The following is a 21,544-nucleotide window of genomic DNA, read 5'->3' on the forward strand; positions in this document are numbered from 1 at the left end:
CGCCCGTCCGCTCAGGCCGCGGCGAGGATGTCGACGACGAAGAAGAGCGTGTCGGTGCCCTTGATCCCGGCGCTCTCGTTGCCCTTGTCGCCGTATCCGTCGGCGGGCGGGATCGAGAGGATCACGCGGGAGCCGACGGTCTTGCCGACCAGCTCCTTGTCCCAGCCGGGCACGACGCTGCCGACGCCGATCGGGAACGACGTCGGGTCCTTGGAGTAGGACTCGTCGAAGGGCTTCTTGGCGTCGTAGACCTGGCCGAGGTAGTTGACGGCGATGGTCTGCCCGCTCTTGACGACCGGGCCGTCGCCCTTGACCAGCGTGGTGTCGAGCAGGTTCTTGCTCGGCTTGTTGGCGTCGGCGAAGTCGAAGCCGGTGATCGTGCCGTCGGTCTCCACCAGGCTGGGCGCCCACTTGGCCGGCTCGCGCTCCTCGCCGGAGGGCTCGTCGCCGACCTTGGCGAGCACGTCGACGACGAAGACGATGCCGTCCTTGTTGCCGATGTTGAGCTGGGGGTTGCCGCCCTCGCCGAAGGCGTCCTCGGCGCTCGCGGCCACGGCGACGCGGGAGCCGACCTTCTGGCCCTCCAGCGCCTTCTTGAACGGCTCGGAGACGTCGCCGATCAGCAGCTGCGGCGCCTTGGACTCATAGCTGCTGTAGGCCTCGTCCTCGGTGTAGCCGTTGCCGATCCAGATGTGGGCCAGGGCGCCGTCGCCCGACTCGATCGTGTCGCCGTCGCCCTCGGTGATGACGTCAGTCTCGATGTCCTTCGGGTCGACCTGACCCTTCCACGACACCTTCGGGGCCTTGCCCACGTCGCCGCTGATGCTGACGTTGTCCAGCCCGACGCCCGCGTCGGAGGAGTCGTCGGAGCCGCAGGCGGTCAGCGACAGCCCGGTGAGGACGAGGACGCCGGTCGCGGCGATGAGCCTCGTGTGCGGGCGGGTGCGGCTGGAGCGAGACACGATGAAGTCACCTGTTCGTTGGAAGTGCAGGACGGCGCGGACACCCTATCCGGCCACTCTGAGCCGGACCTGAAGACCTCACATGCCGTCGATGAGACGCTGCACGCGCTCGTCGTACGCCTTGAACGGGTCCTTGCACAGCACCGTGCGCTGGGCCTGGTCGTTGAGCTTCAGGTGCACCCAGTCGACGGTGAAGTCGCGGCGGCGCTCCTGCGCCTTGCGGATGAAGTCGCCGCGGAGCCGGGCACGGGTGTTCTGCGGCGGGACGCTCTTGGCCTCGAAGATCTTCAGGTCGCTGGTCAGCCGGGCGACCGCCCCGCGCTTCTCCAGGAGGTAGTAGAGCCCCCGGTTGCGGTGGATGTCGTGGTAGGCGAGGTCGAGCTGGGCGATCCGCGGGTGGCCCAGCGGCAGCCCGTGCTTGGCGCGGTAGCGGTCGATCAGCTTCCACTTGATCACCCAGTCGATCTCGCGGTCGACCAGGCCGAGGTCGTCGGACTCGATCGCCTTGAGGCCGCGCTCCCAGAGGTCGAGCGACTGCTCGATGATCGGGGTGCTGATCTGGCGGCGGTCGACGAAGTCGCGGGCCTTGGCGAGGTACTCCGCCTGGATGTCGAGGGCGCTGGCCTCGCGGCCGTTGGCCAGGCGGACCTTGCGGCGCCCGGTGACGTCGTGGGAGATCTCCCGGATCGCGCGGATCGGGTTCTCCATCGTGAGGTCGCGCATCACCACGCCCTCCTCGATCATCCGCAGCACGAGGTCGCACGAGGCGACCTTGAGCATCGTGGTCGTCTCGCTCATGTTGGAGTCGCCCACGATGACGTGGAGCCGGCGGTACTTCTCCGCGTCCGCGTGCGGCTCGTCGCGGGTGTTGATGATCGGGCGGCTGCGGGTCGTGGCGCTCGAGACGCCCTCCCAGATGTGCTCCGCGCGCTGCGAGACGTTGTACGTCGCACCGCGGGGCGTCTGGGTCACCTTGCCGGCGCCGACGATGATCTGCCGGGTCACCAGGAACGGGATCAGGATGTCGGCGAGCTTGCTGAACTCCCCGGCCCGGCCCACGAGGTAGTTCTCGTGGCAGCCGTAGGAGTTGCCGGCCGAGTCGGTGTTGTTCTTGAACAGGTAGATGTCGCCGGCGATGCCCTCGTCGTGCAGCCGCTGCTCGGCGTCGAGGAGCAGGCCCTCGAGGATCCGCTCCCCCGCCTTGTCGTGCGTCACCAGCTCGACGATGTCGTCGCACTCGGGGGTCGCGTACTCCGGGTGGCTGCCGACGTCGAGGTAGAGCCGGGCACCGTTGCGCAGGAAGACGTTGCTGGAGCGACCCCAGCTCACGACCTTGCGGAACAGATAGCGCGCGACCTCGTCGGGGCTCAGCCGGCGCTGGCCCTTGAACGTGCACGTGACGCCGTACTCGTTCTCGATCCCGAAGATGCGCCGGTCCATGACCCCACACTAGGTCCGCGATGGTCACCGCGGGCCGAGAAACACGCGCGTCTCAGGGAAGGGGATCGCCCGGGTCGGCCGGCGGCGTCCCCGGGGCGGGCGGAGCGGCTGGGTCGGGGAAGGGCGGCTGCGGCGCCGGGGGCTGCGGCTCGCCCGGCTGGGCCGGGTCGGTCGGCTCCGGGGTCGGGCCCGGGGGCGGGTCGATCGGGGGCGCCGTCGGCGGGGCCGTCGGCGGGGCCGTCGGCGGGGGCACCTGATGCTCGGTCGGCTCACCGGTCAGGGGGTGCTCCAGCGGCGGCACTCCCCCGCTCACCTGGTCGGTGGGGTCGGCCGGGTCGTCGGTCGTCGGCGCGGACGGCGGGGTGGCGCCGACGTTGTCGTCGCTGCGCGCGGCGTCGGGCTGCTCGGGCCCGCGCTCACCGAGGATGTCGGTCAGCCGGGACTCCCGCAGCCGCACGAACTTGCGGGGCTGGGTGCGGGTGCGGTCGAGGATGGCGACCTCGAGGTCCTCGACGGGCACGACCCGGTCCCCGGTCTCGGCGTGACCGAGGGCGGCGACCGCGACGCCGAGCGCGGTCTCGAGGGTGGCGTCGTGCGTGTAGTGCTCCTTCAGGTGCGTGGCCACGGTCTCGGCGGCACCGCCCATGACCGCGAATCCGTGCTCGTCGGCGACCTGACCGTCGTAGGTCAGGCGGTAGAGCTGGTCGTCGGCGGAGGTCTCGCCCACCTCCGCCACGAAGATCTCGACCTCGTAGGGCTTCTCGCCGCCGCTGGAGAAGATGGTGCCGAGGGTCTGCGCGTAGGCGTTGGCCAGCCCGCGGCCGGTGACGTCGCGCCGGTCGTAGGCGTAGCCGCGCATGTCGGCGAGTCGGACCCCGGCGATGCGGAGGTTCTCGAACTCGTTGTAGCGGCCGACCGCGGCGAACGCGATCCGGTCGTAGATCTCGGAGACCTTGTGCAGCGCCTGCGACGGGTTCTCGGAGACGAACAGGATGCCGTCGGCGTACTGCACGGCGACGACCGAGCGGCCGCGGGCGATGCCCTTGCGCGCGAAGTCGGCGCGGTCCTTCATCAGCTGCTCGGGCGAGACGTAGAACGGGGTGCTCATCAGTCGGTCCTCAGATCAGGGCGGCGGCGGGGCCGTCGGGGCGCTGCATGCGGGCGGCGAGCATGCGATCGGCGATCTCGGCGACCTCGGCCTCGGTGACGCGGTGGCCGCCGTCGGCGGTGATGACGTGGACGACCGGGAAGATCCGGCGCGTCAGGTCGGGGCCGCCGGTGGCGGAGTCGTCGTCGGCGGCGTCGTACAGCGCCTGGATGACGGCGGTCACGCACTCCTCGGCGGTGAGGTCGTCGCGGTAGAGCTTCTTCAGCGAGCCGCGGGCGAACAGCGAGCCCGACCCGACGCTGTGGAAGGCGGTCTCCTCGTAGCGGCCACCGGTCACGTCGTAGCTGAAGATGCGGCCCTGGTCGGCGTGCAGGTCGTAGCCGGCGAAGAGCGGGACCACGGACAGACCCTGCATCGCGAGCCCGAGGTTGGCCCGGATCAGGGCCGCGAGCCGGTTGGACTTGCCGTCCATCGACAGCGTCGTGCCCTCGATCTTCTCGTAGTGCTCGAGCTCGGTCTGGAACAGGCGCACCATCTCGACCGCGAGCCCGGCGGCGCCGGCGATGCCGACCACGGAGTACTCATCGGCCGGGAAGACCTTCTGGATGTCGCGCTGGGCGATGATGTTGCCCATCGTGGCGCGGCGGTCGCCGGCCATGACGACGCCGCCCGGGAAGGTGGCGGCGACGATGGTCGTGCCGTGCGGCGCGAGGTCGCCGGCGTTGCCGGAGGGTACGGCGCGGCGCGAGGGCAGCAGGTCGGGCGCCTCGGCGGCCAGGAAGTCGCTGAACGACGAGGTGCCCGGCATCAGGTAGGCGGCCGGGAGACGAGGGTCGGCCATGGACCTACTGGCCGCCCTTCTGGATGAACGACTTCACGAAGTCCTCGGCGTTGGTCTCGAGCACGTCGTCGATCTCGTCGAGGATGGCGTCGACGTCGTCGTCGATGACTTCCTTGCGCTCGGCCACGTCCGACTCGACGACCTCCTCGGTCGTCGCCTCGTCCTGGCTGGACTTGCGCGGTTGCTTCTGTTCCTGGGCCATGCTCCGACCCTATCCACAAACCGAAGGCGCGCACGGCAAGGGACCACCACCAGTTGCGGGCCTCCTAGGCTGTGCGCATGGACGACATCGCGGCCAGCCTCGCCCCGACCGGGACGCTGCGTGCGTCGATCAACCTCGGCAACCCCGTGCTGGCGGGCGGGACGCCCGACGAGCCGTCCGGGATCACGGTGGCCCTGGCGCGCGAGATCGGGCGCCGGCTCCAGGTGGAGGTCGAGCTGCTCTGCTTCGACGCCGCCAAGGACTCGGTCGCCGCGATCGTGGACGGCCGAGCCGATCTCGGGTTCCTGGCGATCGACCCGGGCCGGCCGTTGAGCTTCACCGCGCCGTACGTCCTGATCGAGGGGGTGTACGTCGTGGGCGAGGACTCGACCATCGCGACGGCCGACGACGTCGACGGGTTCGGCATCCGGGTGGGGGTCAAGGAGGGCTCGGCCTACGACCTCCACCTCACCCGCACCCTCCAGCACGCAGCGATCGACCGCGGTCCCGAGGGCATCGACACGTACGTCGAGCGCCACCTCGACGTCGGGGCGGGGATCCGGCAGCCGATGACCGAGTGGGTCGCAGCGCACCCCGGCCACCGCGTCCTGGAGCCCGCCTTCATGCAGATCCGTCAGGCGGTCGCCGTGCCGCAGGACCGCCCCGACGCCGCTGTCGCATGGCTGCGTGCCCTGGTCGACGAGCTGCTCGCGACCGGGTTCGTGGCGCAGGCGCTCGAGGACGCCGGCCAGGAGCGGGGGCTCGCCGCAGTCAGCGAGCGGTGAGGCGCGAGACCAGCTCGAGGGCGGTGTCGCACTCGTCCAGCAACGCCCCGACGTGCGCCTTGCTGCCCCGCAGCGGGTCGATCGTGGGGACGCGCTGGAGCGACTCGCGCCCGGGCAGGTCGAAGATGACCGAGTCCCAGGACGCGGCGGCCACGGTGTCGGCGTACTTCTCCAGGCAGCGGCCACGGAAGTAGGCGCGGGTGTCCTCCGGCGGGTCGTGCATGGCCGACTCGACTGCCGGGTCCTCGAGCAGTCGCTCGATCCTGCCGGCCGCCGCGAGCTTGGCGTAGAGCCCCTTCTCGGGGCGGATGTCGGCGTACTGCAGGTCGATCAGGTGCAGCTTGGCGTCGTCCCACTCGAGGCCGTCGCGGTCGCGGTACTGGTTGAGCAGCTTGAGCTTGGCGACCCAGTCGAGCTCGCCGGCGCACAGCATCGGGTCCTGCTCGAGGCGCGTGAGCACCGACTCCCAGCGCCCGAGCACGTCGAGGGTCTGGGCGTCCGCGTCGTCGCCCAGCCGGTCGTCGACGTACTTCTTCGCCAGGTCGAGGAACTCCATCTGCAGCTGCACGGCCGTCATCGTGCGGCCGTCGTGCATCGTCAGCACGTGGGTCAGCGTCGGGTCGTGCGAGACGGCTCGCAGCGAGGCGACGGAGCCGCTGACGGCGAGGTCGGTGGTGATGAACCTGTCCTCGATCATCGCGAGCACCAGCGCGGTGGTGCCGACCTTGAGGTACGTCGAGACCTCGGCGAGGTTCGCGTCGCCGATGATCACGTGGAGCCGGCGGTACTTCTCCGGGTCGGCGTGCGGCTCGTCGCGGGTGTTGATGATCGGTCGCTTGAGCGTCGTCTCGAGTCCGACCTCGACCTCGAAGTAGTCGGCACGCTGGCTGACCTGGAAGCCGTGCTCGCGTCCGTCCTGGCCGATGCCGACCCGGCCGGCGCCGCACACCACCTGCCGGCTCACGAAGAACGGGGTGAGGTGGCGGACGATGTCGGCGAACGGCGTCGAGCGCCGCATCAGGTAGTTCTCGTGGGCGCCGTAGGACGCGCCCTTGTTGTCGGTGTTGTTCTTGTAGAGCACGATCGGCTGCGCGCTCGGCGCCTGGGAGGCCAGCCGCTGCGCGTCCAGCATCACCTGCTCCCCCGCCTTGTCCCACCGCACGATGTCGAGCGGCGAGGTGACCTCGGGCGTGGAGTACTCCGGGTGTGCGTGGTCGACGTAGAGGCGGGCGCCGTTGGTCAGGATCACGTTGGCCAGGCCGAGGTCCTCGTCGGTGAGCTGGCTGGGGTCGGCCACCTGGCGGGCCATGTCGAAACCGCGGGCGTCACGCAGCGGCGACTCCTCCTCGAAGTCCCACCGCGCACGACGCGCCTTCACCGTCGAGGACGCGTAGGCGTTGACGACCTGGGACGAGGCGACCATCGGGTTCGCGAGCGGCAGCCCCTGCACGGAGATGCCGTACTCGACCTCGGTGCCCATCACCCGTCGTACGCTCATGACCGTGAGCCTACGGCTGTGGGACGAACACGTGGTGCCCCGACTCGTCGACGCCTCGTTGCGGAGCCATGAGATCGGCGAGCTGCGTGACGGCGTCTGCGCCCCGTTGGCCGGCCGCGTGGTCGAGATCGGGTTCGGGTCCGGGCTCAACGTGCGGTGGTATCCGCCGGCCGTCACCGCGGTCAGCGCGGTGGAGCCGTCGGACACCGGGTGGCGGCTCTCGGAGCGGCGGCGGGCACGCAGCGCCGTACCCCTCGAACGCGTCGGGCTCGACGGCCAGCACCTCGACCTGGCCGACGACAGCCACGACGCGGCACTGGTGACCTTCAGCCTCTGCACCATCCCCGACCCGGGGCTGGCCCTGCGGGAGGTACGCCGCGTGGTGGGCGCCGAAGGACGACTGCACTTCCTCGAGCACGGCCTCGCGCCGGAGCCCGACGTCCAGCGCCGGCAGCGCCGGTGGGAGCCGCTGCAGCGCAGGGTCGCAGGCGGCTGCCACCTGACCCGTGACATCCCTGCGCTGGTGGAGGCCAACGGGTGGCGGGTGGAGAGCCTGGACCAGCTCTACCTGCCCGGCCCGTCGATCGGTCGGCCCTGGACGTTCCTGTCGCTGGGCGTCGCCCGAGCGGCCTAGCGGTCCTCCTCGCGCAGCCGCGGGACGGTTGTGAGCTCGGGACGGATGCCCTGCTTGTCGGCGTAGAAGGCGCGGATCTTGTCCATGTCGGCCGAGACGTCGCCGGTGAGGGCGAAGGTCGGACCCCAGCCGACGGTGCGCGAGGGCCGGTCAAGGTAGGCCAGGGTCACCGGGATGCCGGTCCTCTGCGAGATCCGGTAGAACCCGGACTTCCAGTAGTCGGTCTTGCTCCGGGTGCCCTCGGCGGCCAGCCCCAGCAGGAAGGTCTCGTCGACCTCGGCGTCCTCCAGCAGCCGCGCGATGGTCACGGCGGGGTCGGCGCGGTCGATCGACACGGCACCGGTGGCGCGCAGGATGGGCCCGAGGGGTCCGGCGAAGAACTCCTTCTTCACCAGCAGCCGGATCTGCACGCTGTTGTCCCACGCGAGCAGCATCGTCAGCACCCAGTCCCAGTTGGACGTGTGCGGCGCGCCGACCAGGATCCCGCGTCGCGGCACCTGCCCGGCGGTGCGCCAGCCGGAGAGTCTGAGCAGGGCGCGCGCCAGCGTGCGGCGTACGAGGAACGGTCTCTTCATGCGCGCACCGTAGCGCCGGGCCCGCCGGCGCTGGTCAGCGGCTTCGCAGCTTGCCCAGGACGGCCAGCACCACGACGACGACGAGGATGATGAGCAGGATCTTGATGATCATGTGGATCTCGCTTCTTCAGGGGTAGGGAGGGGACTTCTCAGGCCCGGCGCGACTGCCAGGCGTGGGCCACGTTGACGCCGACGATGCCGGCCCAGGAGATGACGAGCCCGACGATCGAGGGACTGTCGCCTGCCGCGATGTTGATCGCGGTGACGGGGATCCCCACGGGCACGAGCGACACGATCCCGAGCGCCAGCTGGCGCGGACCGGCCGAGGCGTGGGCGGAGTCGGCCCGGCGACGGGCGTCGAGCTCCTGGCCGACGCGCCGGGCCACCTCGGCCTCGACGCGGTCGGCGAACCCGTCGACGAGCTCCTTGTCGTAGCGCCGGCCGAGGTCGCGACGCGTCTCGAGGACGGCCTCGACCTCGGAGCGCTCGAGCTCGTCCCCCGATGTCACAGGTATTGACCGGTGTTGGCGACCGTGTCGATGGAGCGGCCCGGCTCGGTGCCCTGCTTGCCGGTGATGAGCGTGCGGATGAAGACGATCCGCTCGCCCTTCTTGCCGGAGATGCGGGCCCAGTCGTCGGGGTTGGTGGTGTTGGGGAGGTCCTCGTTCTCCTTGAACTCGTCCACGCACGCCTGGAGCATGTGCTGGACGCGCAGGCCGCGCTGGTTCTGCTCGAGGAAGTCCTTGATCGCCATCTTCTTGGCCCGGTCGACGATGTTCTGGATCATCGCGCCCGAGTTGAAGTCCTTGAAGTACAGGACCTCCTTGTCGCCGTTGGCGTAGGTGACCTCGAGGAATCGGTTCTCCTCCGACTCGGTGTACATCCGCTCCACCGTCGCGCGGATCATGCCCGCGACGCACGCCTCGGCGTCGTCGTGGAACTCCGCGAGGTCGTGGGCGTGCAGCGGCAGGTCGGGGGTGAGGTACTTGCTGAAGATGTCGCGCGCCGACTCGGCGTCGGGTCGCTCGATCTTGATCTTCACGTCGAGCCGGCCGGGGCGCAGGATGGCGGGGTCGATCATGTCCTCGCGGTTGGAGGCACCGATGACCAGCACGTTCTCCAGCGTCTCGACGCCGTCGATCTCGCTGAGCAGCTGCGGGACGATGGTGTTCTCGACGTCGGAGGACACGCCCGAGCCGCGGGTGCGGAAGAGCGAGTCCATCTCGTCGAAGAAGACGATGACGGGGGTGCCCATCGACGCCTTCTCGCGCGCCCGCTGGAAGACCAGCCGGATGTGGCGCTCGGTCTCCCCGACGTACTTGTTGAGGAGCTCGGGACCCTTGATGTTGAGGAAGTAGGACTTGCCCGAGCTGCCGGTCTTCTCGCTGACCTTCTTGGCCAGCGAGTTGGCGACGGCCTTGGCGATCAGCGTCTTGCCGCAGCCGGGAGGGCCGTAGAGCAGCACGCCCTTCGGGGGCTTGAGCTTGTGGTCCTTGAACAGGTCGGGATAGAGGTAGGGCAGCTCGACGGCGTCGCGGATCGCGTCGATCTGGGTGATCAGCCCGCCGATCTGCGAGTAGTCGATGTCGGGCACCTCCTCCAGGACGAGCTCCTCGACCTCCGACTTCGGCACCCGCTCGTAGGCGTAGCCGGCCCGCGAGTCGAGCAGCAGCGAGTCGCCGGCCTTGGGCAGCGCCTCCAGCAACGGCGCGGCGAGGCGCACGACGCGCTCCTCGTCGGCGTTGGCGATGACGAGCGCACGCTGGCCGTCCTCGAGCAGCTCCTTGAACATCACGACCTCGCCGACCTGCTCGAACTCGAGCGCGGCGACGACGTTGAGGGCCTCGTTGAGCATGACCTCCTGGCCCTTGACCAGCTCGTCGAGCTCGACGGCAGGGCTGACGTTGACCCGCAGCTTGCGACCGCCGGTGAACACGTCGACGGAGTCGTCCTCGTTGCGGGCGAGGAAGGTGCCGAAGCCGGCCGGGGGCTGCGCCAGCCGGTCGACCTCCTCCTTGAGCTTCATGATCTGGTCGCGTGCCTCGCGCAGGGTCTGCGCCAGCCGCTCGTTCTGGCTCGTCACCGCGGCGAGCGAGCGCTGGGTGTCGGCGAGCCGCAGCTCGAGGCCGCGCGACTGACCGGGCACGTCGGTGAGACGGCGTCGGAGGTCGGACACCTCGGCCTCCAGGAATCGCACCTGGTTCGCGAGCTCTTCCGGATTCATCGATTCGGACATCTGCGTCACCTCCTGTTCCTTCGGACCCTACCCATCTGGTGATGAGACGGAAGCGGATATCCAGGAGTGTTGGTCACGATTTCGATGCGGTACGGCGACGGGCGCGCGTGCGCCAGCGCACCCCCACCCCGAGCGGTGAGTCACCCACACTCCGTCGCCCGGAAGTGTGGGTGGCTCACCGCGTCCGGGTCGGGACACGTGTCGAACCGTCGCGGCGGTGGACCAGCCACCTTCCTGCGCCGAGGAACGTGGGTCACGGACCGCCGGGCGTGATGTCCGACGTGCGGCCGCTGGACCTGAGCGGCGCGTCGGACGTGACGAACTAGCGGTCGACGGGCCGGCGCACGCTCACCGGTCGGCGTACGGACGACTTCATCACGTCCGACACGCCGTCGCCTCCGGCGAGGTCGGGTCGTTGAGCCGGTGGATGGCGGCCAGCTCGTCCTCGCTGAACTCGCCGGATGCATCGAGGACCCGTTGCACGACCGCGGACTTGCGAGCGATGTAGGTGTCGATGTCGAGGTCCGGGTCGGTCGCGAGGGACAGCTTCACCTCGGCGTACGCGTCCCGCAGGTCGTCGCGGACGCGGAGGGTGTCGCGCACGGCGAGGTGGTTGCGCACGTTCACGGTGCCCGCCTCGCACACGTAGACGTGACGCCGAGGGGACGCGTCGGGTGCGGAGAACGCCTCCCGCCCGGTCACACCGAGGTCGCCGCGATGGTGGTAACCGATCCCGACCAGTGCTGCGACGGCAGCCGGCACCTCCACGCGTTCCACGATCACGTCGATGTCCAGGATCGGCTTCGCCGCGAGCCCGGGCACCGACGTGGATCCCACGTGCTCGACCCGAGCACCCGGGACGGTCGCGAGCGCCCTACGCAGGTCGACGGCGACGCGCTCGAAGTCGACGGCCCAGACCGGCGACCAGTCGACGACCTCGATCACTGCCCGGGCTCGGTGTCGACCGGCTCCGGCGACGGCAGGTCGGCGGGGCGCGGCCCGGTGTAGTCGGGACCGTAGGCACCGGGGGCCGGACGACGGGTCTTGCGGGGCGGCCGCTCCCCCGGCGCCATCCGGCGCGCCGTGACCAGGAACGCGGTGTGGCCGATCATCTTGTGGTCGGGGCGTACGGCGAGGCCCTCCACGTGCCAGTCGCGCACGAGCGACTCCCACGGGTGCGGCTCGGTGAACCCGCCGTGGGCGCGCAACGTCTCGACCACGCGGGACAGCTGGGTGGTAGTGGCGACGTAGGCGCACACGATCCCGCCCGGCACCAGCTTGTCGGCGACGACCTCGATGCAGTTCCACGGGTCGAGCATGTCGAGGATGACCCGGTCGACCTGGCCCTCGATCTCGGGCAGGCCCTCCTTGAGGTCGCCGAGCCGCAGGTCCCACGACGGGTGGGACGAGCCGGCCGGGGCGTTGAAGAACTGGTCGACGTTGCGCTTCGCGACCTCGGCGAACTCCTCGCGCAGCTCGAAGGACGTCACCGTGCCCCACGGGCCGACGGCGCGCAGCAGCGAGCAGGTGAGGGCGCCGGATCCCGCTCCCGCCTCGACCACCCGGGCGCCGGGGTAGATGTCGGCGAGAGCGACGATCTGGGCCGCGTCCTTCGGGTAGACCACGGCCGCGCCGCGCGGCATCGAGACGACGAACTCGGACAGCAGTGGCCGGAAAACGAGGTACTGGCCGCCGGCGGACGAGGTCACGGTGAAGCCCTCGTCGCGCCCGATCATCTCGTCGTGGTCGAGGTGGCCCTTGTTGGAGAAGAAGCGCTTGCCGGCGACCAGCTCGAAGTTGTGCTTGCGGCCCTTCTGGTCGATCAGTCGCACCCACTCCCCCTCGCGCAGCGGGCCGCGGTGGACGCCGGACCAGGCCTCGGCGGGGACGTCGGGACTGGCGGGCACGGAGCTGTGTGGCGTGGAGCTGTCGGGCATGCGCGGAACCCTAGTGGCGAGTGGCTCAGGCGCGTGAGTCGCGGAAGGCCTTGTCCACGTCGGAGGTGGCGAGCACTCCCAGCACCGTGCCGTCCTCCTCGAGGAGGAGGTACTCCTCCGCCGGGTGCTTGCTGATCGCCGAGACCAGCTCCTCGCCGGCGATGGTGGCGGGCAGGGTCAGTCCGTCCTCGAGGGTGCGCGCGACGCTGCTGGTCGCGACCCACGGCCGCCGCTCCTGCGGCATGGCCAGCACGGCGGCCTCGCTGACGATCCCGGTGGGGCGCCCGGCGGTGGTCGTGGTGACGATGCTGCCGGCGTCGATCTCCTGGGCGCGGCGCACCGCCTCGGCCAGCGGGGTGTCCTCGGGGACGGCGAGGGTGCGGCGGGCCAGCGGCCGCGCGACGAGCGCGGGCAGGCGGCGGCGGAGCTGAGCGTGCGACATGGCCGCCGTCGCTCCGGTCCACAGGAAGAGCCCCAGCACGATCACCAGCAGGTAGTCGAACATCGTGGGCGGTACGTCGAAGATCTCCCGCTGCAGGAGCGGCCAGGCGAGCACCGCGACAGCCGTGAGGCGACCGCCCCAGCCGGCCACGATGGTGCCCTTGGTGGCGTCGCCGGACGCCCCCCACACCACCGCCTTGAGGACGCGCCCGCCGTCGAGCGGCAGGCCGGGCACGAGGTTGAGCACGCCGATCAGGAGGTTGGCGCCGGCCAGCCCCTCGATGGCCACGCGGACCAGGCCTTCCGGCACCACGAACCACAGGCCCACCGCGGCCACGCCCACCGCGATCGACGTCAGCGGACCGACGACGGCGATCCAGAACTCCTGCCGGGGTCGGCGGGCCGATCCGTCGATCTCGGTCATGCCGCCGAGGAAGTGCAGGGTGATGGAGTTGACGCTGAAGCCGAAGCGCTGCGCCATGATCGCGTGGGACGCCTCGTGCATCAGCACCGAGAGGTAGAGGACGACGGCGAAGACCAGCCCGGCGACGTACTTCAACGCCCCCAGCCCCGGTTCGACCTGCTCGATGCGCGGCGCGATGGTGAACGAGATCAGCGCGGCGATGAGGAACCACGAGCTGGTGACCAGCACGTCGATGCCCGCCAGGCTGCCGATCCGGATCGTCCCGGGCGCCCGCGGACGCCCCGCCCCGGCGGGTCCGTCAGCACCCGAGGGCGGCGTCTGCGTCACCATCCGAGCCTATCCGGCGGGTCGGCACGCGAGCAGGGTCGGGTGGCCCGCGCCGGACGGTGAAATCGCCGTGGGACGGGCGCCGGGCCCGATACCGTGACGTGTGCTCGCCGACGACCTCCTCAGCTGGCTGCTGTGGGGTCCCCTCGTGCTGGCGTTCGTGGTCGACGCGCTCTGGAAGCGCGCGGGGCGCAGCTCGGCCGGCCGGCTGGGTCGGATGCGCGCATCGGCCCGGGTCGACGCGCTGTACTACCTGTTCTTCGTGGTCGGTCGCGGCGGCCTGCTCACCTTCCTGGTGCCGATCGGCGTGCTCCACTGGCTCGTCGTCCCCCACCTGCCGGTGCTGCTGCACCCGCACTCCTGGCTCGAGCCGGGGCTGCTGGCGACCGTGGTGCTCGCCGGCGGGACGCTGGTGCTCGGCGACTTCATGCAGTACTGGACGCACCGGTTCATGCACCGCTCGCGGTTCTTCTGGCGCTTCCACGCGGTCCACCACGCGGCGGACGAGATGACGCTGCTCACCGGCAACCGGGTGACGCTCACGGAGCGGGCGATCGAGGACCTCACCCGGATCTCGGTGCTGCTCGTGCTGGGTCTCGGCGGCGAGGCCGGGGGCGACGCGGCCATCGGCCAGGGCGCGGTGATCCTGGTCGTCGTCTACACGCTGCGCTTCGGCGACATCATCCAGCACTCCAACCTCGGCTGGACCTACGGCCGGCTCGGCTTCCTGCTCGCCAGCCCGGTCAACCACCGCTTCCACCACTCCGTCCAGCGCGTCGACCACGACTCCAACTACGGCAACCTGCTCAGCGTCTGGGACCACCTGTTCGGGACGTACAACCCGCGGATGGGCGAGGTCAACCGGTCGCTGACCGCGGACCTCCCGGACGTGGGGCTCGAGGCAGACCCGGGAGTGCGGACCTCGGGCTGGCTGGCGCTGCCCCTGGTGCAGGACGTGCACGTGTGGGCGCACCAGCTGCGACGGCTGCCGGTCGTCACGCGGCGGTGGCCGCTGCCCGCCGGCGGCGCCGCGTCCGATGCTGTCGGCCGCCCCGCCTAGGGTGCGACCCATGCAGGACACCTCCCCGGCCGAGATCGTCTCCACGCCCGTGGACGGCGTCGACGTGCTGGGCGCGCTGTCCCCCAGTCGGGCGAGCGACTTCATGACCTGCCCGCTGATGTATCGCTACCGCACCATCGACCGGCTGCCCGAGCGGCCCTCCCTCGACGCCGTGCGCGGGACCGTGGTGCACAAGGTGCTCGAGGACCTCTTCGACCTCCCCGCCGTCGACCGTACGTCCGACCGGGCCGCGGAGCTGCTGGTGCCGTCGTGGGACGCGTTGCGGGAGCAGGCCCCGGAGCTCGACGAGATGTTCGGCGGCGAGGGGGTCGACGTCGCGGGCTGGCTGGCGAGCTGTCGCGAGGTGCTCGCGCGCTACTTCACGCTCGAGGACCCGCGCCGGCTCGAGCCGGCCGAGCGCGAGCTGTACGTCGAGGCGCTGCTCGACTCCAAGCTGCTGCTGCGCGGCTTCGTCGACCGGCTCGACGTCGCGCCCGACGGCCGGATCCGGGTCGTGGACTACAAGACCGGGAACTCGAGCCCACCTGAGTTCGAGGCCAAGGCGCTGTTCCAGATGCGGTTCTACGCCCTGGTCATCTGGCGCACCCGCGGCGTCATCCCGTCGGTGCTCCAGCTGGTCTACCTCGGCAACGGCGAGATCCTGCGCTACGAGCCCGACGAGGCCGACCTGCTGGCGACGGAGCGCAAGGTCGAGGCAGTGTGGCGCGCCATCGAGGAGTGCCGGGCCACCGCCGACTGGCAGCCCAGCCGCTCGCGGCTCTGCTCGTGGTGCTCCTACCAGGAGCACTGCCCCGAGTTCGGCGGCACGGTGCTCCCGATGCCGGTGCGGCTGCCGGTGCCCGATCCCGCCGGCGACCTCGACACCGACGAGGGCATCACGGCTCAGCCCTGATCGTCGCCGTACAGCACGCACGCGACCTCGGCGCCGCCGGCCGGGCGCAGGTCCGGGTCCTCGCCCTCGTGGAATCGCACCACCACGCCGCTGCCGTCCTCGGTGATCTCGCTGACGCCCTGCCACAGCGGCTCGTCGGGGTTCTCGGCGCGGATGCGCTCGAGCAGGGCCCGGACCTGGTCGGGCGGACCGCTGCCGATGCGCGCGGTCGTGGCCGGGGTGTCCAGGTGGTCGAGGTCGCCCACGAGTGCGCGCTCGCGCTCGTAGGTCTCGGCGTCGCGGCGGGTCCAGTGCTCCTCGAGCAGGGACCTGAGGTCGCGGGACTCCCAGCCGCAGGTGGCCGTGGCCACCGGGCAGCGGGGGTGGAACGCACACCCCAGCGGCGGGCTGGCCGCGTCCGGGATCTCGCCGCGCGGCAGGTCGCGCGGCACGGACCGCGCCGGATCGGGATCGGGGATCGCCTTGAGCAGCGCGCGCGTGTAGGGGTGGCGCGGGTGCGCGAAGATCTCCTCGGTGTCGCCGATCTCCACGATCCGGCCGAGGTACATGATCGCGATCCGGTCGCAGAAGAACTTGGCCGAGGCGAGGTCGTGGGTGATGTAGACGTAGCTGAGGTCGAGGTCCCGCTTGAGGTCCAGCATCAGCTGCAGGATCTTGGCCCGCACGGACATGTCCAGCATCGAGATCGGCTCGTCGGCGACCAGGACGGTCGGCGAGTTGATGATGGCGCGGGCCATCACCACGCGCTGCTTCTGGCCGCCGGACAGGTCGCGGGGATACTTGGCGAGGAAGAGCTCGACCGGTGAGAGCCCGACCCGCTCCAGCGCGTCGACCACCCGCTCCCGGCGCTCGGTCTCGGACGTCACGCCCTGCACCCGCAGGGCGTCCCCGACCGCCACCTCCACGGTCATGGCGGGGTTGAGGGCGGCGTTCGGGTCCTGGAACACCATCGCGATGTCGCTGCGGACCTCCCGGAGCTCGCGCCGGCCCATCCGGCCGACGTCGCGCCCCTCGAACACGACGTTGCCGGACGTGATGGGCACCAGGCCGAGGAGGGCCCGTCCGAGGGTCGACTTGCCGCTGCCGCTCTCCCCCACCAGCCCGACCACCTCGCCGCGGCGCAGTGCGAGGTCGACGCCGTCGACGGCCTTGACGGTGCCGGCGTCGCGGCCGAAGAGGCGCGCGAGGGTGCTGCCCCGCAGGCCGAAGTGCACCGAGAGGTCGCGTACGTCGATGACCGTGTCGTTCCCGGTCACGGACTCAGGCTTCGTCGGCAACGGTCAGCTCCTCCTGCTTGAGCGGGCGCGTGCCGCCCTCGGGGACCAGGTCCTCCGGGCCGCGCAACCAGCACTCGACCCGACCGCCGCCGGGACGCTCCACGTCGACGGGGTCCTTCACCGCGCACACCTGCATCGCGTCCGGGCACCGCGGGTGGAACCGGCAGCCCGCGGGTGGGTCCACGAGGTCGGGCGGCGAGCCGGGGATGAACTCCAGCCCCGTCGTCGACAGGCTGATCGTGGAGCGGAGCAGCTCGCGGGTGTAGGGGTGCTGCGGGTTGCCCAGCACGTCGGCCACGGCCCCCTGCTCCACGATCCGGCCGGCGTACATCACCGCCACCCGGTCGCACGCCTCGGCCACGATCCCGACGTTGTGGGTGATGAGCAGCAGCGAGGTGTCGAAGGTGCGCCGCAGGTCGTTGAGGATGCCGACGATCTGCGCCTCGACCAGGACGTCGAGGGCGGTCGTCGGCTCGTCGGCGACCACGAACGCGGGGCGCAGCACGAGCGCGAGGGCGATCATCAGCCGCTGCCGCATGCCGCCCGAGAACTCGTGGGGGTAGGAGCGGTAGCGCGTCGGCGGGATGCCCATCACCCGCAGCACCTCGAAGGCCCGCTGCTGGACCTCGGCCCTCGGCAGCCTGGGCTCGTGCTGGCGGATCGTCTCCTCGAAGTGCTCGGAGATGCGCATCAGCGGGTTGAGGCGGGTCAGCGGCTCCTGGAAGATCATCCCGAGCTCGTGCCCGCGCAGGGCGTAGGCCTCCTTCGCGCTCATCGAGAAGACGTCGCGGCCCTTGAAGACCACCTCGCCGTCGCGCTTGGCGCCCGTCGGCAGCAGCCCCATCAGGCCGCGACCCAGCGTCGACTTGCCGCAGCCTGACTCCCCCACCAGGCCGAGGGTCTCGCCCGGCATCAGGTCGAAGCTGACCCCGTCGACCGCCCGGATCGCGCCCCGGGTGGTGCCGTACCAGACCCGGACGTCGCGCGCCGAGATCACCGGCTCGGGCTGGCGGTTGCCCGAGACCTCGTCGACCAGCTCCATGCTCACCTCGCCTCCTCCGTCGTCGACTCGCGTGCCGGCATCACGACCGGCAGCAACCGGCGACGCCGCAGGGTCGGGTTGAGCGTCTCGTTGAGCCCCTCGCCGACCAGGGTCAGCCCGGTCACGAGCAGCACGATCGCCAGGCCGGGGTAGAGCCCCGTCCACCAGATGCCCGCGCCAGCGTCGGCCAGCGCTCGGTTGAGGTCGTGTCCCCACTCGGCCGCGTCGGTCGACTGGATGCCGAGGCCGAGGAAGCCGAGCCCTGCGAGCGTGAGGATGGCGTCGGCGGCGTTCAGGGTGGCGAGCACCGGCACGCTCTGCACGACGTTGCCGAACAGGTAGCGCCGCATGATGACCCCGTCGCTGGCCCCGATCGCGCGCGCCGCCTCGACGTAGGTCGCCTCCTTGGCGCTGACGGTCGTGTTGCGGACCACGCGGAAGTACTGCGGGATGTAGATCGCCGTCAGCGAGAGCGCGACCGCGAGCACGCTGCCGCCGAAGAGCCCGGTGAGCAGGAACGAGAAGACGATCGCCAGCAGGAACGAGGGGAAAGCGAAGATCGCGTCCATGACCAGCACCAGGATCCGGTCGGGCCAGCCGCCGAAGTAGCCGGAGACGAGGCCGAGCGGCACGCCGATCACCACGCAGAACAGGATCGACAAGATGACGACCTCGATCGCCGTACGCGCTCCCCAGATGACGCGGGAGAGCACGTCGAAGAACAACCGGTCGGTACCGAACCAGTGCTCACCGCTCGGCGCACCCGCCTTGGGGAAGCGGGTGCCGTCGACCGCCGACTGCGCGAAGCCGTACGGCGCGAGCCACGGCGCGAAAACGGCGCACACGATGAACGCGGCGGTGATGACGACGCCGATCACCAGCATCCAGCGCGCCAGCCCGACGGTGTCGGTGAACGGCTTGGCGAGCAGCTTCAGGACGCCGCGCATCAGTACCTCACCCGCGGGTCGACGAGGGCGTTGACGATGTCGACCAGGAGGCTGATCAGCACGACGGCCACCGCGAAGATCGTGATGATGCCCTGGACGGCGCCGTAGTCGCGGTCGTTGATGTACTCAACCAGCTTCTGCCCGAGACCGGGCCAGTTGAAGGTCGACTCGGTCAGCACGGCACCACCGAGCAGCAGCGCGAACTGCAGCCCGATGACGGTGATGACGGGGACCAGTGCGTTGCGGAACGCGTGCTTGCGGGTCACACGGCCCCGCGAGATGCCTCGCGCCTCGGCGGCCTCGACGTAGTCGGCCTGCGTGGTCTGGAGGATGTTGACGCGCACCAGGCGGATGAACACGCCACAGATGAGCAGGCCCAGGGTGAGGGCCGGCAGCAGCAGGTGCTCGAGCACGTCGCCGATCGCCGTCGCGTCGCCGCTGAGGAAGACGTCGATCAGGAGGATGTGCGTGACGGGCTGGACCGTGAAGACGGTGATGGGGCTGGCCATCCCGGACGTCGGCAGGCCGAGGGGCTGCGCGACGTAGACCTGGAGCAGGAATCCGATGAAGAAGATCGGCGCGGCGTAGCTGAGGATCCCGAACAGCCGGATCACCACGTCCCCGACGGAGTCGCGGTAGCGCCCGGCGACCATGCCGAGCGGGATGCCGACCACGAGCGCGACGACGAACGACGCCAGCGTCAGGCTCAGGGTCGCGCCGCCGTTGTCGCGGATCACGTGCAGCACCGGCTGGTTGTCGCTGAACGTGGTGCCGAAGTCGAGCCTGAAGACCGAGGAGAGGTAGTCCCAGTACTGGTGGATCAACGGCTCGTTCAGGCCGAGCGCCTCACGGCGCTGCTCGAGGGCCTCCGCGTTGAGCCGGCCCCCGAGCGCGGCCGAGACGGGATCGCCGGGCGCGACCCGGAGCACCACGAAGACCAGGGTGAGGATCACCCAGATCATCGGGATGACCAGGAGCACGCGCTGCAGCACGTACTGCGGCAGCGAGCCGGAAGCGGAACGGGTCATGTGCATCGTCTCCGCGCAGGAGGTGTGGGGAGCCGCTCGGGACGGCCCCCCACACCGGTTGCGACGTTGTCGGTCAGCCGTCCTTGCTGACGAGCCAGAAGCGGAAGATGAAGGCGGGGTCGAGCGTGTCCTCGACGCCCGTGATGCCCGCGCCGTACACCCCGATGTTGGTGCCGACCCACGACGGGATGAACGGCACGTCCTTCGCCGCGATGTCCTGGAGCTTGCCGAACGCCTCCTCGCGGGTGGCTTCGTCGTCGGTGCCCTGCTCGTCGGCGATCAGCTTCTCGGCCTCGGGGTTCTTGTAGTTGTTCTGGAAGAACCCGCCGTCGATCAGGAACGGCGAGAGGTAGTCGTCGGCGTCCGGGTAGTCGGGGAACCAGCCGTAGAGGAAGAGGTCGTAGGCGCCTTCCTTGGAGATCGTCTGGTACTGCTCCCACTCCGTGCTCTTGAGGGTGACCGTGAAGAGCCCGCTGTCCTCGAGCTGGCGCTTCACCTCGTTGGCCTCGTCCTCGGTGCTCGGCCCGTAGTGGGTCGGGGTCCAGCCGAGCGTCAGGTCGACCGGCGTGGAGATGCCCGCGTCGTCGAGGATCTTCTTGGCCTTGGCGACGTCGGGCTCGCCGTACGCCTCCTGGTAGGAGTCCTTCTGTCCGGCGTAGCCGGGCGGGACGATGGAGTAGAGCGGGTCGACGGTGCCGTCGTAGGCGTCCTGGGCGATCGCCTCGCGGTCGTAGACCTGCGCGACGGCCTGGCGGACCGGGAGCTGCTTGGCGGCGTCGGTGCTGAGCTGCCAGACCCAGTAGCGGATCTCGGAGCCCTCGCCGGTGGCGACGGTGACCGCGTCGTTGTTCTTCAGGTCCGCGATGTCGGTCGGGCTGAGGCTGCGCCACGCGACGTCGACCTCGCCGTTCTCGGCCGCGAGCTTGAGGGCCGACGGCTCGGAGTAGTACTTGACGAAGACCTGCGCGGACTGGCCGGCGTTCTCTCCGGAGTACTCGTCGTTGATCTCCAGCACGGCCTGCTCGCCGGCCTTGTACTGGCTGAGCTTGTACGGGCCCGACCCGATGATGCTCTCGTCGTCCAGCTTGGTGTCGGCCGGGAAGACGTCCTCGTCGACGATCGCGGCGGCGCCGGGATAGGTCAGGACGTACTGGAACGTGGTGTCCGGGTGGTCGAGGTGGAAGACCACCGTCAGGTCGTCGGGCGTCTCGATCGCACCCTCATTGAGGGTGACGGTGCCGTCGTCGGCGGTGTCGGTGATGCTGCCGAGGAGGTAGATCGCGGCGCCGTTGGGGTCCTGGATCGCGATCGAGCGCTCGAAGCTGTACTTCACGTCGGACGAGGTGAGCTCGTCGCCGTTGGAGAACGTCAGACCTTCCTTGAGGGTGCAGGTGAGGGTCTCCGGGTCGTCGTAGGTGCAGCCCTCGGCTGCGTCGCCGACGATCTCGGTCGACTTCGCCGGCACCGTGACGAGGGTCTGGTAGAGGTTGTACTCGAGCGTGGACGAGCCGAGGTCGTAGGAGCCGGCCGGGTCCAGCGCGGTCACGGTGTCGGTGGTCCCGAGGATCCAGGGGGCACCGCCCCCGCCGCTGCTGTCGCCGCCGCCGCCGCCACCCGAGTCGTCGTCGCCGCCACAGGCGGCCAGGCTGCCGACCAGCAGGGTGATGGCCCCGAGCCGCGCAAGGTGGAGTGGACGCATGACTCCTCGCTCTCCGTCCGGATCCCGGACATCGGTGTTCGCTCGGTCAAGCAACGTACGCCGATGGGTGTGAGTTGCGCCACCACCGACACTCGAACCGCAACTCTTCCGTGACGAGACCGATGCGCCACGCACGCTGGGCCGGCTGCGGGTGTGCGCGAGCGGGTG

The 21,544-nt window shown here is 70.4% G+C and carries 21 protein-coding genes; 4 read left to right on the plus strand and 17 right to left on the minus strand.

The features are described 5' to 3' along the window. Positions 1–11 precede the first annotated feature (11 nt). The 5 genes from C7S10_RS20035 to C7S10_RS20060 all read right to left on the minus strand — a co-directional run bounded on the left by C7S10_RS20035 (position 12) and on the right by C7S10_RS20060 (position 4,553). Positions 12–962: an FKBP-type peptidyl-prolyl cis-trans isomerase gene (locus C7S10_RS20035; protein WP_165807249.1), complete on the minus strand. Its 951-nt coding sequence runs from the start codon at positions 960–962 to the stop codon at positions 12–14. Positions 963–1,040: 78 nt separating this feature from the next. Then, positions 1,041–2,402, minus strand: a complete 1,362-nt coding sequence (gene pafA / locus C7S10_RS20040) for a Pup--protein ligase (RefSeq protein WP_108346339.1) — start codon at positions 2,400–2,402, stop codon at positions 1,041–1,043. A gap of 52 nt (positions 2,403–2,454) precedes the next feature. Next, positions 2,455–3,510 (minus strand): proteasome subunit alpha, encoded by a 1,056-nt coding sequence (prcA, locus tag C7S10_RS20050; protein WP_423802727.1) that lies wholly within the window; start codon positions 3,508–3,510, stop codon positions 2,455–2,457. 10 nt (positions 3,511–3,520) lie between these two features. Then, complete coding sequence (gene prcB, locus C7S10_RS20055; RefSeq protein WP_108346341.1) at positions 3,521–4,351, minus strand: proteasome subunit beta; 831 nt, start codon at positions 4,349–4,351, stop codon at positions 3,521–3,523. Positions 4,352–4,355: 4 nt separating this feature from the next. Beyond that, positions 4,356–4,553: a ubiquitin-like protein Pup gene (locus C7S10_RS20060; RefSeq protein WP_108346343.1), complete on the minus strand. Its 198-nt coding sequence runs from the start codon at positions 4,551–4,553 to the stop codon at positions 4,356–4,358. Between the two features lie 77 nt (positions 4,554–4,630). Here C7S10_RS20060 and C7S10_RS20065 point away from each other — a divergent pair, with 77 nt between their 5' ends. After that, positions 4,631–5,338 (plus strand): type 2 periplasmic-binding domain-containing protein, encoded by a 708-nt coding sequence (locus C7S10_RS20065; protein ID WP_108346345.1) that lies wholly within the window; start codon positions 4,631–4,633, stop codon positions 5,336–5,338. Here the strand turns inward: C7S10_RS20065 and dop are convergent. Further along, a complete protein-coding gene (gene dop / locus C7S10_RS20070; protein ID WP_108346347.1) occupies positions 5,325–6,836 on the minus strand; it encodes a depupylase/deamidase Dop in 1,512 nt (503 codons plus the stop codon). The genes C7S10_RS20065 and dop overlap by 14 nt on opposite strands. Before the next feature lie 4 nt (positions 6,837–6,840). On the opposite strand from dop, the gene C7S10_RS20075 reads away from it, so the two are divergent. Then, positions 6,841–7,470: a class I SAM-dependent methyltransferase gene (locus C7S10_RS20075; protein WP_243395496.1), complete on the plus strand. Its 630-nt coding sequence runs from the start codon at positions 6,841–6,843 to the stop codon at positions 7,468–7,470. Here the strand turns inward: C7S10_RS20075 and C7S10_RS20080 are convergent. From C7S10_RS20080 to C7S10_RS20105, 6 genes are all read right to left on the minus strand, one after another. Next, complete coding sequence (locus C7S10_RS20080; protein WP_108346351.1) at positions 7,467–8,045, minus strand: 1-acyl-sn-glycerol-3-phosphate acyltransferase; 579 nt, start codon at positions 8,043–8,045, stop codon at positions 7,467–7,469. The genes C7S10_RS20075 and C7S10_RS20080 overlap by 4 nt on opposite strands. A gap of 149 nt (positions 8,046–8,194) precedes the next feature. Next, positions 8,195–8,554, minus strand: coding sequence for a hypothetical protein (locus C7S10_RS20085; RefSeq protein WP_108346353.1), 360 nt, complete (start codon positions 8,552–8,554; stop codon positions 8,195–8,197). Then, entirely contained in the window at positions 8,551–10,281 is a 1,731-nt protein-coding gene (arc, locus tag C7S10_RS20090; RefSeq protein ID WP_108346470.1) for a proteasome ATPase, read from the minus strand. The genes C7S10_RS20085 and arc overlap by 4 nt, the downstream gene beginning before the upstream one ends. 375 nt (positions 10,282–10,656) lie before the next feature. Further along, positions 10,657–11,226 carry a GrpB family protein gene (locus tag C7S10_RS20095; RefSeq protein WP_108346355.1) on the minus strand — a complete coding sequence of 190 codons (570 nt, stop codon included), beginning with the start codon at positions 11,224–11,226 and terminating at the stop codon, positions 10,657–10,659. Next, a complete protein-coding gene (locus C7S10_RS20100; protein WP_114327808.1) occupies positions 11,223–12,218 on the minus strand; it encodes a tRNA (adenine-N1)-methyltransferase in 996 nt (331 codons plus the stop codon). The genes C7S10_RS20095 and C7S10_RS20100 overlap by 4 nt, the downstream gene beginning before the upstream one ends. A gap of 25 nt (positions 12,219–12,243) precedes the next feature. Further along, entirely contained in the window at positions 12,244–13,413 is a 1,170-nt protein-coding gene (locus tag C7S10_RS20105; RefSeq protein WP_108346359.1) for a site-2 protease family protein, read from the minus strand. Positions 13,414–13,513: 100 nt separating this feature from the next. Here C7S10_RS20105 and C7S10_RS20110 point away from each other — a divergent pair, with 100 nt between their 5' ends. Both C7S10_RS20110 and C7S10_RS20115 read left to right on the plus strand, forming a co-directional pair. Continuing rightward, on the plus strand, positions 13,514–14,470 hold the full coding sequence (locus tag C7S10_RS20110; RefSeq protein WP_108346361.1) for a sterol desaturase family protein: 957 nt from the start codon (positions 13,514–13,516) through the stop codon (positions 14,468–14,470). A 10-nt stretch (positions 14,471–14,480) separates the two neighbouring features. Continuing rightward, on the plus strand, positions 14,481–15,383 hold the full coding sequence (locus C7S10_RS20115) for a RecB family exonuclease (RefSeq protein WP_108346363.1): 903 nt from the start codon (positions 14,481–14,483) through the stop codon (positions 15,381–15,383). Here C7S10_RS20115 and C7S10_RS20120 read toward each other — a convergent pair. The 5 genes from C7S10_RS20120 to C7S10_RS20140 all read right to left on the minus strand — a co-directional run bounded on the left by C7S10_RS20120 (position 15,374) and on the right by C7S10_RS20140 (position 21,376). Then, positions 15,374–16,639, minus strand: a complete 1,266-nt coding sequence (locus tag C7S10_RS20120) for an ABC transporter ATP-binding protein (protein WP_243395498.1) — start codon at positions 16,637–16,639, stop codon at positions 15,374–15,376. The genes C7S10_RS20115 and C7S10_RS20120 overlap by 10 nt on opposite strands. A 4-nt stretch (positions 16,640–16,643) precedes the next feature. Next, positions 16,644–17,702: an ABC transporter ATP-binding protein gene (locus C7S10_RS20125; RefSeq protein ID WP_108346367.1), complete on the minus strand. Its 1,059-nt coding sequence runs from the start codon at positions 17,700–17,702 to the stop codon at positions 16,644–16,646. Between the two features lie 2 nt (positions 17,703–17,704). Further along, positions 17,705–18,649, minus strand: a complete 945-nt coding sequence (locus tag C7S10_RS20130; RefSeq protein ID WP_108346369.1) for an ABC transporter permease — start codon at positions 18,647–18,649, stop codon at positions 17,705–17,707. Continuing rightward, a complete protein-coding gene (locus C7S10_RS20135; protein WP_108346371.1) occupies positions 18,649–19,677 on the minus strand; it encodes an ABC transporter permease in 1,029 nt (342 codons plus the stop codon). Before C7S10_RS20135 ends, C7S10_RS20130 begins: the two co-directional genes overlap by 1 nt. Before the next feature lie 73 nt (positions 19,678–19,750). Then, entirely contained in the window at positions 19,751–21,376 is a 1,626-nt protein-coding gene (locus C7S10_RS20140; protein WP_108346373.1) for an ABC transporter substrate-binding protein, read from the minus strand. Positions 21,377–21,544 lie beyond the last annotated feature (168 nt).

Origin of the sequence: Nocardioides currus, from assembly GCF_003057875.1 — a bacterium.
Classification (GTDB): domain Bacteria; phylum Actinomycetota; class Actinomycetes; order Propionibacteriales; family Nocardioidaceae; genus Nocardioides; species Nocardioides currus.